This is a genomic window from Treponema brennaborense DSM 12168 (assembly GCF_000212415.1).
Lineage (GTDB): Bacteria > Spirochaetota > Spirochaetia > Treponematales > Treponemataceae > Treponema_F > Treponema_F brennaborense.
In genome coordinates this window covers 1152135-1164623 of the sequence record NC_015500.1, presented here as the reverse complement: position 1 = coordinate 1164623, position 12489 = coordinate 1152135, and the positions used below count along the sequence as shown (strand labels likewise).

12 protein-coding genes are annotated in these 12489 nt (G+C 52.3%); all 12 read right to left on the bottom strand.

Annotated elements, in window-relative coordinates; translation table 11 throughout:
* Positions 1 to 1068 carry a flagellar motor switch protein FliG gene (gene fliG / locus TREBR_RS04930; RefSeq protein WP_013758120.1) on the bottom strand — a complete coding sequence of 356 codons (1068 nt, stop codon included), beginning with the start codon at positions 1066 to 1068 and terminating at the stop codon, positions 1 to 3.
* On the bottom strand, positions 1069 to 2775 hold the full coding sequence (gene fliF / locus TREBR_RS04925) for a flagellar basal-body MS-ring/collar protein FliF (protein WP_013758119.1): 1707 nt from the start codon (positions 2773 to 2775) through the stop codon (positions 1069 to 1071).
* Between the two features lie 152 nt (positions 2776 to 2927).
* Positions 2928 to 3263 carry a flagellar hook-basal body complex protein FliE gene (fliE, locus tag TREBR_RS04920; protein ID WP_013758118.1) on the bottom strand — a complete coding sequence of 112 codons (336 nt, stop codon included), beginning with the start codon at positions 3261 to 3263 and terminating at the stop codon, positions 2928 to 2930.
* A 74-nt stretch (positions 3264 to 3337) separates the two neighbouring features.
* The gene (gene flgC, locus TREBR_RS04915; protein WP_013758117.1) at positions 3338 to 3793 is read right to left on the bottom strand and encodes a flagellar basal body rod protein FlgC; all 456 of its coding nucleotides are present in this window, start codon (positions 3791 to 3793) and stop codon (positions 3338 to 3340) included.
* Between the two features lie 115 nt (positions 3794 to 3908).
* Positions 3909 to 4325: a flagellar basal body rod protein FlgB gene (gene flgB / locus TREBR_RS04910; RefSeq protein WP_013758116.1), complete on the bottom strand. Its 417-nt coding sequence runs from the start codon at positions 4323 to 4325 to the stop codon at positions 3909 to 3911.
* Positions 4326 to 4567: 242 nt separating this feature from the next.
* Entirely contained in the window at positions 4568 to 6031 is a 1464-nt protein-coding gene (gene hslU, locus TREBR_RS04905; protein ID WP_013758115.1) for an ATP-dependent protease ATPase subunit HslU, read from the bottom strand.
* A 2-nt stretch (positions 6032 to 6033) separates the two neighbouring features.
* Positions 6034 to 6573, bottom strand: coding sequence for an ATP-dependent protease subunit HslV (hslV, locus tag TREBR_RS04900; RefSeq protein ID WP_013758114.1), 540 nt, complete (start codon positions 6571 to 6573; stop codon positions 6034 to 6036).
* Between the two features lie 83 nt (positions 6574 to 6656).
* The gene (locus TREBR_RS04895) at positions 6657 to 7583 is read right to left on the bottom strand and encodes a tyrosine-type recombinase/integrase (protein ID WP_013758113.1); all 927 of its coding nucleotides are present in this window, start codon (positions 7581 to 7583) and stop codon (positions 6657 to 6659) included.
* Between the two features lie 3 nt (positions 7584 to 7586).
* Positions 7587 to 9746 carry a type I DNA topoisomerase gene (gene topA, locus TREBR_RS04890; protein WP_013758112.1) on the bottom strand — a complete coding sequence of 720 codons (2160 nt, stop codon included), beginning with the start codon at positions 9744 to 9746 and terminating at the stop codon, positions 7587 to 7589.
* A gap of 19 nt (positions 9747 to 9765) precedes the next feature.
* Positions 9766 to 10755: a DNA-processing protein DprA gene (gene dprA, locus TREBR_RS04885; RefSeq protein WP_013758111.1), complete on the bottom strand. Its 990-nt coding sequence runs from the start codon at positions 10753 to 10755 to the stop codon at positions 9766 to 9768.
* Positions 10745 to 11476, bottom strand: a complete 732-nt coding sequence (locus tag TREBR_RS04880) for a tetratricopeptide repeat protein (protein ID WP_013758110.1) — start codon at positions 11474 to 11476, stop codon at positions 10745 to 10747. The genes dprA and TREBR_RS04880 overlap by 11 nt, the downstream gene beginning before the upstream one ends.
* Before the next feature lie 73 nt (positions 11477 to 11549).
* Positions 11550 to 12485 (bottom strand): tyrosine-type recombinase/integrase, encoded by a 936-nt coding sequence (locus tag TREBR_RS04875; protein ID WP_013758109.1) that lies wholly within the window; start codon positions 12483 to 12485, stop codon positions 11550 to 11552.
* Between the last annotated feature and the right edge of the window lie 4 nt (positions 12486 to 12489).

Sequence of the window (12489 nt, the reverse complement as noted above, 5' to 3'; positions counted from 1 at the left end):
CTACACCACCAATTCGTCTTCACCGGAACGGGCGATAACGATCTCACCGGAATCTTCAAGCCGGCGAATCGTCGAAACGATTTTCTGCTGAGCCTCTTCAACGTCTTTCAGACGAACCGGCCCCATGAATTCCATATCTTCTTTGAGCATACTCGCCGCACGCTTGGACATGTTGCGGAATATCTTATCCTGAACTTCGGTATCAACCGATTTAAGCGCTTTGGCAAGTTCCTGCGTGTCGACTTCGCGCATAACTTTCTGAATCGCGCGGTCGTCGAGCATAACGATGTCTTCAAATACGAACATGCGTTTTTTGATTTCTTCGGCCAAATCGGGATCTTCTTCTTCCAACGATTCGATAATCGACTTTTCGGAAGATCGGTCGACCAAGTTGAGAATCTCGACGATACTTTCCACACCGCCGGCAGCCGTGTAGTCTTCGCTCGAAAGCGTGGACAGTTTTTTTTCAAGAACGCGCTCGACTTCACGCAAAACGTCCGGAGACGTGCGGTCCATCGTCGCGATGCGTCGCGCAACTTCACTTTGGATGTCGTCCGGCAGATTCTGCAGAATGACGGACGCTTTGTTCGGCTCCAAATAGGCCAAAATCAGCGCGATAGTCTGCGGATACTCCTGCTGGATAAAGTTCAAAAGGTGCGCAGGATCCGTTCGGCGGATAAAGTCAAACGGGCGCACTTGCAGGGAACTGGTCAGACGGTTGATGATATCGATCGCTTTTTGACTTCCCAGCGATTTTTCGAGCAATTCGCGCGCGTAATCGATACCGCCGGTCGTGATGAAGTTTTGAGCCGACATCAAATCCTGAAATTCTTCAAGAACGGAATCTTTAACGTCCGCCTCGACGGTTTCAAGACGCGCAATTTCAAAAACGAGCGTTTCCACTTCGTCTTCGCGCAGATGTTTGAAAATATCGGAAGAAACTTCGGAACCGAGCGACACGAGAAAAATGGCGGCTTTTTGCCGGCCCGTCAAATTTTTATAATCTTTGCTTTTTTTGCCGCTCACCGGCATCGGTTTCGGTTTTGCGGCATTTGTCTGATCCGCCATTTATTCCTCCATCAGCCATGTCCTGATGAGCATGGCCACGTCTTCAGGATGCTCTTTCGCCATAGTGATGGCGTTTTCCTGCAGTTCGGCGCGATGGCGCTCTTCGACCGACATCGTAACTTCCATGCCGGCCTGCTCGGCTTCCCACAACGTTTTTTCGCGCTCCATCTGATTTCTGCGGAGAATCTCTTCTTCGCGCAGACGCCGCCTGCGTTCCAGTTCGCGGCTGATAAAGCGGAACACCATAAACGCAAGCAGCACGACCGCGATACCCGCGATCACGAGCATGATCGTTTTGCGCTGCTGCTGCGCACGGATATACGCCATATCTTCTTCTTCAAATTGGGCCGTACGATCATACTGAATGTTCTGCACGGTAACCGAATCTCCGCGGTTTCTGTTGTAGCCGATAGCGTCCTGCACCAGTTTCGCCGCACTGGAAAGCACCGCCGAGTCGACCGGAACGTATTCGCGGGCGATCGTACCGTTCGGATTCAAAACGAGCTGCCCCTTGTCGTCATACGTTCTGCGCCAGGTTCCGTCAATGTTGACCGAAACGGTAACGCGATCTATGGACGGACTTTTTTCTTCCTGATATTCTTTGGTATTGATAACGTTATTCTGTTTTACACCGGTCTCTTCCGATTTGCCGTACAAGTTCGACATATCGGAATACACCGGCGGATTCTGCCCTTCCACGCCGGCAGGTCCTTCGGGATTATAACCGGTACCGGTCCACACCTTCGTAACGGTCTCTGATGAGATCGGAAGGTAGTCGCGCAGTTCAGAATCGTCGTACGGTGTGTTCGGATTATCGGCTTTGATGACGATAGGCGAATATTCGGTTCCGGCAACCTGTTTTTTGGACATATCCATATCGATTTTTATATTCAGATCGCGCACGCGATCCGTACCGAAAATCTGCTGCAGCGACTTCAAAACGCTCGCACGGTATTCCATTTCAAGCTGTTTGATGAGTTTCTGCTCTTTCGCGACGATGTCCACCCGTTCGCTCGCCGCCATTCCTTCAAAATCGTTTACGATCCGTCCGGTAGAATCGGCGATCGTAATATTCTCTTCTTTAAGCCCTTCAACGGCGCGCAGCAGCAGCTTTTGGATACCCTGAATTTTCTTTTTATTGTCGGCAATATCGCTGCCCGGTTTGGGATAGATAATAACGCTTGCCGTCGTGGGATTCTGATCCGAAGCGAACAGCGTGCGTTCAGGCAGGGTAATGACTACGTTCGCGCTGTCTATATCGTCGAGCGCTTCAATGTGCTGTTTTACCATCTGCGTAATGGAACGCTGCAGATTGACGTTCCGCTCGAAATCGGTTATCGTCCAGCGCTCCGTATCGAACAGCGCCCACGGATCTACGTTCGTAGGAACGAGATCCTCCCGAACGAGAACCGATCTCATTCTGCGGGCAGTCTGTTCGTCTTTTACGGAAATGACGCCCGCAGCGTTTACTTCCGCTTCGACGTTTTCCTGAGACAGGCGGTACAGAATATTATCACGGGCTGAAACATCGGTAATGGCAACGTTAAACAGAGGCACCGTTGCGGGTTTTGCGGAAAAACGCAGCATGAAAACGAGCGCGGCTATAACGACGGCAATAATTCCGAAGAGTATGATTTTCTGAATCAGGGTCCACTTTGCCCACAATTCTTTTATAGATGAAACCAGCTTTTTAAGCCATTCGTTCATTTATGCATGCCTCCCACCGGAGAGTTGCCCCTCCAACGAACGAACCAATATACATTCATTTTATTGTAGCATATATTTTTCATACTGACAAGTTTTCCGCCGGAAAACGGAGAAGATTAACGGAAAAAACGGCGCAGCCGATGAGAGGGATGTTACCGTGTCGTGGTTATTTCGTTCCAGCCGCTGATGAGCCGGTCGATAACCGTCTGCGCGAGGTTTAAAGACATACTGGCTTCGGCCATGGCAATCGTAACATCGTGTATGTCGACCGAATCGGGATCGGTTATCAGTTTTTCAACGTTGCTTGAAGAAGCGATCTGCTTCGTATTCACGTAATCGACGGCTTCCGTCAAATAATTTTCAAAAGTCCCCTTTGCAGTCTTCGTACCGGAAGACGCCGATTCTGCGGCGGTGTGCCGTCCCGAAACGACGGCGGCAGAACCGATATGAGCCGCGTGTGTCCGCAGTAATTCCAACGATCCAATCATATATTCATTTCCTCCCGGCGCGGCCGTCCGGCAGCCGCGCGCGTAAACGTCTTCACGCCGTCAGTATACACTATTTACCGGGCAATTTCCAGCGCGCTGCTGAACATATCTTTTGAACCTTGAATCACGGAAGAGTTCGCTTCATACGCGCGCGAAGCCGAAATCAAGTCAACCATTTCGTTTACGATATTGACGTTCGGATATTCGACGTATCCGGCGTTCGGTCCCGATTGGATCGCATCAGGATGCGACGGATCGTAGACCATACGTCCCTGCGCCGTATCCTTGACGATTTTGCTGATACGAACGCCCGCGCCCGGTCCGTTGTCGATATCGGCGGGAACGAACGGATTGCGGAACGTCGGATTTTCCGCAATCGGAGTCAGCACAACGCTTTTCCGCTGGAATTTACCGCCTTCCGGGGTACGGGTTGTGGAAGCGTTCGCAATATTATCGGAAATAACGTCCGTACGCAGCCGCTCCACGCTCATGCCGGTCGCCGCAATATTGATACTGGTAAAAAGTCCCATTTCAGCCTCCTCAAAAAATCAAACGGAATCACTAGCCGATCCGATTCTGCGTAACGCCGCCGCGTGCAGCCGTATCAGCGCACCTCGCACAGCCGTACTCGCGCGCCGAACCGCGTTATTTTTTCATCGCAACTTTCAGCTGGGAAAACTCAAACGCCTGCATTTGAGTCAAAAGCTGATAATTAAGCTGTGTTTTCAGAATTTCCATCGCTTCCTGTTCGGCGTCCACGTTGTTGCCGTTCGCTTTCGCCGTCGTCAAATAATCGGTAACGCGGCGCGGTTCGACGGTGCGGTAATCGATAGCCCCTTCCGAAGCGATATGGCGATCGTCCGTCGTTATCATCTGAAACGAATCTTTCGCGTTCCGTTCCGATTCAAGCGCACGCTTCAGCTGGCTTTCAAAATTGACCGACGTTCGTTTAAAATTCGGAACTTCGGAGTTTGCCAGATTATTCGCGGATACTTGATACCGAAGCGTACTCGCATCCATTGCACGGTGCAGCATATCGACAGATCGCGTAAACGTATTCATATCCTGAAACCTCCAGATCGAACCGCACTTTTCGGGCAGTCCGCCCGCTGCGTATATTTCATTTTCGGCATTCGGGCGGACAAGTTTAGCGGCTTCAGGTAAAAATACGGTAAAATCGACAGGTCTCGGCGCAGAACGCAAAAATATGCCGTTCTCACACGAAAATAAAAAAAGCTGTCCAAGAATGACATTAAATAGCTTCTCGGACAGCCCCGTTTCACATACGCCGTAATCCGGCGGAACTACAGAATGTATTTAGACAAATCCTGATTTTCAACGATATTCTTGAGGCGCTCGTCTACGTAATCGCTGGTAATCGTGATAACTTCTCCCGCGTGTTCGTCCGCTTCAAACGAAAGGTCTTCAAGCAGCGTCTCCATAATAGTATGCAGACGGCGCGCGCCGATATTTTCCGCACGCGAATTGACGTCCGCGGCGAGAAAACTCATACGGTCTATAGCCGATTCGTCGAAGCGAACGGTTACGTTTTCCGTTGCCAACAGTTCCGCATACTGCCGGGTAAGCGCGTTTTTCGGTTCCGTAAGGATACGCTTGAAATCTTCGGCGTGAAGCGAATCGAGCTCCACACGGAGCGGAAAACGCCCCTGCAATTCGGGAATCAAATCGGACGGAGACGACAAATTGAACGCACCGGCCGCAATAAACAGAACATGCGTCGTATCGACGACACCGTACTTCGTATTGACGGTCGAACCTTCGACGATCGGCAGGATGTCGCGCTGAACGCCTTCCCGCGAAACGTCCTGCCCGCCGTGTTCGCCGCGGACGGCGATCTTATCGATTTCGTCGATAAAAATGATTCCCATTTGTTCTACGCGATTTTTCGCTTCGTCGGCAATTTTATCCGGGTCGATCAGCCGGTCGAGCTGCTCTTCGATGAGAATCCGGCGCGCTTCGCGCACCGTTACCGTTTTTTTGCGGGTTTTACCGCCGCTGAACATGGACGTGATTTGGCGCATACCGGCTTCAAGATCTTCCATATTGCCGCCGGCAAAGATTTCCATAGACGGCACGTTGTTCTGCTTTTTGACGGAAACTTCAACCTGCCGATCTTCCAATTTACCCTCGCGGAGCATCGCGCGAAATTTTTCACGGGTAGACGAGTTCAGCGTGTCGGAAGCCGCAGCCGAAGACGAGCCGTCGGACGCGGACGCCGCCGATACGTCGCCGCTTTCGGAGACCGACGTACCGAAAATGGAGAGCGGCAAAGCCTGCACCGATTTTTTTTCTTCTTTGCGGCTTCCCGGCAGCAGTAAATCGAGCAATTCTTCTTCAACTCGGCTTTCGGCCTGTGATTTGAGCGATTCCTGCGCTTCGGCTTTTACCATATTATAGCCGACCGCCATCAAATCGCGCACCATCGACTCGACGTCCCGCCCGACGTAGCCGACTTCGGTATATTTCGTCGCTTCCACTTTCAAAAACGGTGCGTTGCATAATTTTGCAAGCCGGCGGGCGATTTCCGTTTTACCGACACCCGTGGGACCTATCATGAGGATATTTTTGGGTGCGATTTCCTCGCGGATATCTTCGGGCAATTTCAGACGGCGGCTTCGGTTCCGCAGCGCGATGGCGACCGATTTTTTCGCGTTCTGCTGGCCGATAATATACGTATCGAGCTGCGCCACAATCTGCTTCGGCGTTAAATCCCGTACCGGAACTCCGGCATTTTCAAGCTGCTCCACGATTAGAGTTCCTCCACGGTAATGTGATTATTCGTATAGATACAGATATTGCCTGCAATTTTCAGGCTTTTTTCCGCAATTTCTTTTGCGCCCAGATCGGACGAATCAAGATACGCAAGTGCGGCAGCGTACGCGTAATTGCCGCCGGAACCGATCGCCAGCACGTCGTTTTCCGGTTCGATAACGTCGCCGGTACCGGAAATAAGCAGAATTTTATCTTTATCGGCGACGAGCAGCAGCGCTTCAAGCTGGCGCAGCGCTTTGTCCGTACGCCACTGTTTGGCGAGTTCAACTGCCGCCCGAGTCAAATCTCCGGCAAATTCCTTGATTTTGATTTCAAATTTATCGAACAAATTGAACGCATCAGCCGTCGCACCGGCAAATCCGGTGAGAACCTTGCCGTCGTACAAACGACGCACTTTGCGGGCGTTGCCTTTCATAACGGTTTCGCCCATAGTCACCTGTCCGTCGCCGGCCATGGCTACTCGTCCGTTTTTTCTGACCGCAATAACCGTCGTACTGCGAATCTTCGGATATTCCATTCATTCCTCCCAAAACTTCACTCACTTCAATATGTAAACCCGAACCGGCCGCAAACGCCTTACAGTCGGAACGGCACGCGTTGTCATCCGTTTTCGTCCGATCCGCCGTGCGGATGCGCCCTGTTGTATATTTCGATCAATTGTTCCGTCGTAATATGCGTATACCGCTGCGTCGTGGAAATACTCGAATGTCCGAGCAATTCCTGTACGACGCGCACGTCCGCCCCGTGCGAAAGCATCGACGTCGCGAACGTGTGCCGGAACGCGTGCGGCGATACCGGCTTATCGGTTCCTTCAAGTCCCGAATACCGGGAAACGATATACCTGATTCCGCGGGTCGTCAGCGGCGTTCCCTGCATATTGATAAAGACCGCGCTCACCGTCCGATTTTTCGGAATCCGAGCCGCCCGTTCACGAAGATACCCGGCAAGCGCTTTTCCGGCTTGCTCCGAAAAAAACACCCGCCGGTCCTTACCGCCCTTTCCGGTTACGACGGCGGAACGGAAATCGGCCGAAAAATCGGACAGCCGCAACGAGGCCAGTTCCGACACACGGCAGCCCGACGAATACAGCATTTCAAAAATCGCCGTATCCCGCGTCTGCCACAAAAGCGTTTTCCGCTCCGGCTGGGAACAAAGCGCGTCGACTTCAGACTCGGTCATAAAACGGGGTAAATGCCGGGGTTGCTTTACGGTATGCAGCTCCGTCGCCGGATTGCTTTTAATATACTCAAAACGGCGGCAATAGGCAAATAAAGAACGCACCGCCGCAATGAACCGGTTGACGCTTGAAGCAGCGGATTTCTTTCGGGACAACTCACCGATGCAGAAACGCAGATCCGTTACGGTTACGGATGTCAGCGGCAGAGAAGCGCCGCCGAGCAGCCGGCACAATCGAGCCAGATCGTTGCGGTAACCGGCAATCGTGTTCAAAGCCAAATTGCGGACGCTGCTTTCATACAACAGAAACTCTTCACAAGCTTCCTGCAGCGTCGCGGGAGCGTCGGCCATACGCTATTCTTCGTCTCCGGGAGGAACGGCTGGCTCCGCGGCGTCGTCATTTGAATGCAGATAATCGCAGTCGGGATTGATGCACGATTTATACGTACCGTTTTTCTTATCGTATTTTTCAACTAAAAATTGACCGCATTTGGGGCAATACGCGTTTATCGGTTTAAAATGACTGATAAAATCGCATTCGGGATAGTTCGTGCAGCCGTAAAATTCCTTGCCGCGCCCTTTGGTTTTACGCGCGACGATCTCACCGTTGCAGCCGGGACGCGGGCAATGCGCGAGCGGAATGGAACGGGTGTTGTGGCATTCGGGAAAACCGGAACACGCAAGAAAGAAACCGAACCTGCCGAGTTTTTTCACCATCGGTTTACCGCATTTTTCGCAGATTTTATCCGTCGGCTCGTCCATCATGCCTTTGAAACTTTCGTGCGTAGCCATAACTTCGTTTACTTTATCACGGAACGGAAAGAAAAACTCGCCGAGCATGTTCGACCATTTGACTTTATCTTCTTCAACTTCGTCCAGTTCGTTTTCTATTTGCGCGGTAAAATTCTCGTTCACCACTTCCGGGAACGATTCGACCAGAATATCGTTTATCATACGCCCCAGCGGCGTGGGAACCAGCTGCTTGTTGCTGCGCGTAACGTAATACCGGTCGAGCAGAACGGAAATGATCGGCGCGTACGTCGAAGGCCGCCCGATTCCCTTTTCTTCAAGCGTTTTAACGATAGACGCGTCCGTAAAACGGGCGGGCCCCTGCGTAAAATGCTGTTCGGGATAGAATTTGAGCGTTTCGAGTTTTTCGCCCACTTTAAGAGCAGGCAGCGTACCGGTCGAATCTTCTTTTGAAGAAAGCGTTTTGATGACTTTATAGAATCCTTTCTCAACGACTTTGCTCGCCGATATTCTGAAAAGTGCGTCGCCAGCTTTGATATCGACGCTCGTCGTCCGGCTTTTCGCGTTGTTCATCTGACTCGAAACGAACCGTTCCCAGATAATCGCGTACAAACGCTGCTGATCGCGCGTCAAGTGTTCCTTGATCGAGTCGGGCGTATACGTTACGTACGTCGGTCTGATACCTTCGTGCGCATCCTGCGCTTTTTTTCCGACCGCGTATTCGATCGGTTTTTCGGGCAATTCCGCCGGAAATTTTTCGGTAATCCAGGCGCGCACTTCGTCGATGGCCGTCTGCGCGATACGGACCGAATCGGTACGCATGTACGTGATCAGACCGACGCGGTTTGAGCCGATGTTGACGCCTTCATACAGCTGTTGGGCAATCTGCATCGTTTTGCGCGACGTAAAGCCGAGGCGGTTCGCCGCAGTCTGCTGCAGCTTTGAAGTGGTAAACGGCGGTTTCGGCCGAACCGTTTTTTCAGTCGCCTTAATGTCGACGACTTCACAGCTTTGCGCCCCGATTTCGTCGATTATTGTCTGAACGGCCGCTTCGTTCGGGAGTTCGGGTTTCTTGTCTTTATATTGCACCAGCTGGGCGGTAAATTTCGATTTGCCTTTTACGAAATCCGCGTCGAGGCTCCAATATTCATCAGGAATGAAATTCTCGACTTCGACTTCACGCTCGCAGATCAGACGGAGCGCGACGGATTGGACGCGGCCGGCGGAAAGACCGTTTTTCACTTTTTTCCACAGCAGCGGCGACAGGTTGTATCCGACGAGCCGGTCGAGCACACGGCGGGCTTTCTGGGCGTTCACTTTCGATTCGTCGATATCGGACGGATGTTTGACGGCTTCCGTAATCGCCTGCGGCGTGATTTCATTGAACACGATTCGCTTTATGTCGGCGTTCGTTTTGCCGTCGAACGAATGCTTCAAATGCCACGCGATGGCTTCCCCTTCACGGTCGTTATCACTTGCCAGCAGGACTTCATCCGCTTTTTTTGCATCTTTTTGCAGTTCTTTGAGCAGCTTCGCCCGGCCGCGCACGGTAATATACTCCGGGTTGAATCCGTGTTCCACGTCGATCGCAAGGCGCGATTTGGGCAAATCGATCAAATGCCCCATTGAAGCTTTTACGGTATATCCGGGACCCAAATATTTTTCAATCGTTTTCGCTTTCGCAGGCGATTCCACGATAACGAGCGTCGATTTTGCGGCTTTCTTCTTTGAAGTTTTTGCCGCTGCAGTTTTTGATTCAGCCATAACAACCTCTGTTTTATATTCACCGTTTCTCATTCTCAAAACACAATTGCGCGTCGGACCTGCAATACGCCGCTCCCGGCGCAGCGCTCCGGTACGACAGATATTCCGCGTAAGAACCGACTATCGGCGCACCGTCCCGAAGGAACCGTTCGGCGCTCGCACAGTCCGGAGTTTTTTTCAAAGCCGCCAATTCCGCCGTTTTTATCCGGGAACGCAGCCGAGCCTCTTCTCCGAACGCCGCGCGGTGAACGTATACGTCGCGCCCGTGTTCCAAAGCGAATTCCGCGGTAATCCAGGCACCGGACTTCGGCGGCGCTTCCACAACGAGCGTAACGGGCGACAACGCCGCGATAATCCGGTTCCGGTGCGGAAAGCGGAATTTATCGGGCGGCACGCCGGGGGCGTATTCGCTCAGCAGACAGCCACCCGTCTCGATCATCGCCGCGGCCAGCCGTCGGTTTGCAGCCGGATAGACCGTATCGGCACCGCACGGAAGCACGCCGACCGACGCGCCGTTCGCCGCAACGGCACCCCGATGAGCACAGGCGTCTATTCCCCTCGCCAGGCCCGAAACGAGCGTCGCACCGCCGCGCGCCGCTTCTTTTGCAAAAACGGAAGCCGCGTCCATTCCCTCTTTGGACGGATTGCGCGTACCCACCACCGAAACGCACGGCTTTTCGGCAGCGGAAAGATTTCCGCGGTAAAAGAGCATAAACGGCGGATCGAATATTTCCCGCAAAAGAACCGGATACGCGCGTTCCGCATACAGAACGCAGCCGATATCGAACGAACGGAGCAGCGTTTCAGTTTGCGCCGCCCGACGCTCGACGAGCGCGCCGTTCCACGATCCGGAACGGACGTGCCGACAAATCAATTCGGAAATCTCTTCTATAGAAAGTACCGCAAGGTCCGCGATATTGTCAAGTTTTTTCCGCAGAATAATCTTTTCATTCAGGGATAAAAATCCCATTCCCGCTATTGCGAGCAGCAGCGGCAGGTCATTGTGCATATGCAGCGTCCAAAACGATTTTCTTATTCGCTTCAGCTTCTGCTTTTTTCTCCGGAGAGGTCGTTGTTGCTATAATTTTATCGTACATCGCCGCAGCCTGATCAAACTGATACGTTGCGTAATACGCGCGCGCAAGTACGAACATACCGTCGGTATGCCGGGTTTCGATCGACAGCAGCGTCTCAAGATACGCAATGGCTTTGGCAGGTTCGTCGAGCTCGAACACGTACAGCACGCCCAAACCGTACAAAGCGCGCGCATACCGGGGTTCCAGTTCCAGCGCGCGCAGGTACGCGGCTTCCGCCAGTTTCAGATAATTATATTTCTGCGCGGTCGAGCCGGTCGCATTAAAATCGAGCGCCTGATTCGCCATAAAACCCGCGCATACGCCCACGTAGTAATACAGATTCTGGTTTGCAGGATAATATTCCGTCGCTTTGCGGAAAGCGTCCAACGCTTTCGCATACATTTGATTATCAAGATATCTGGTTCCCAGGATTTTATACCAAATGCCGATCTGCTGATCCGCAACGATAACGTCGGCCACTCGCTTTTCATATTTGGAGATGGCGGCCGAAAGTTCTTCCGGCGTAGTGGGATTTGAAACACCTTCTTCAAGCGCCTGCATACGCTTGACCGTTTTTGCGTCCGACCCGCAGCCGGTATACACAGCGGCGCAAACGATACAGGCGGCGCAAACGTAAATCAGTGATTTTTTCATTTACAATCTCCTTTTCTTCATTAAAAGATTCGCAGCGTTTACGGACGGCAGAAACTGCAGTCGATTCGCAGCGTTACGATTTATGCCCCGGAAAAAATTCGTCGTGATATAAGCGTAACTCGTCGTCATCAATATGCGTGTAAATTTGAGTCGTTACAAGATCCGAATGCCCTAAAAGTTCCTGCACGGAACGTAAATCTGCGCCGCCGGCAAGCAGATGGGTTGCAAAAGAATGCCGCAACGTGTGTACTTTTGCAGACACCCCGGAACGGACCTCGATTTCCTGAAAACGTTTCCAAATACCTTTGCGCGACAGCGGCATACCTTTATAATTCACGAAAACGTACGGAATCTGCCGGCTGCCGACTAGCTGCGGCCGATATTCCGACAGCCACGACGACAACCACCGCAGAGCCGCGTCTCCGAACGGCACGATCCGCTCCTTATCGCCCTTTCCGCGCACCAAAACGATCCGTTCCTTCAAATGCAGATTCTGAAGCAGCAGTCCCGACGCTTCGCTGATGCGCAATCCGCATGAATAAATGAGTTCAAACAACGCCCGGTCGCGGACTCCCAGCGGCTCGGATACATCGATTGCGTTCAAAAACGTTTCGACCTGTTCGGGAGACAGCACGCGCGGCAGTGCGCGCCGCGCTTTAGGACGTTCAAGCAAACAGGCACAGTTTTCGGACCAAACGTGCCGCGCAACCAGAAAATTTCCAAACGACCGCAACGCCGAAATATCCTTGGCGATAGTCAATTCGTCGGCACCCACCGTTTTGCGCTGAACCAGATAATACAGCAGATCCTGCACCGTAACGCGTTCAAGCGCCTGCTCTACGGATTCGGCGGGGTGTTTTTTTTGCAGCCAATCGAGGAACAACGACACCGCCCCCGAGTACGTTTCGGCAGTCATCACCGCTTTCCGCTCAACGGAAACCAATTCCGCATAAAAAAGCGACAGTATGTATGAGGACGGAGTTCCGGACTCCGCAGCGGGAATTCTCAGAAGC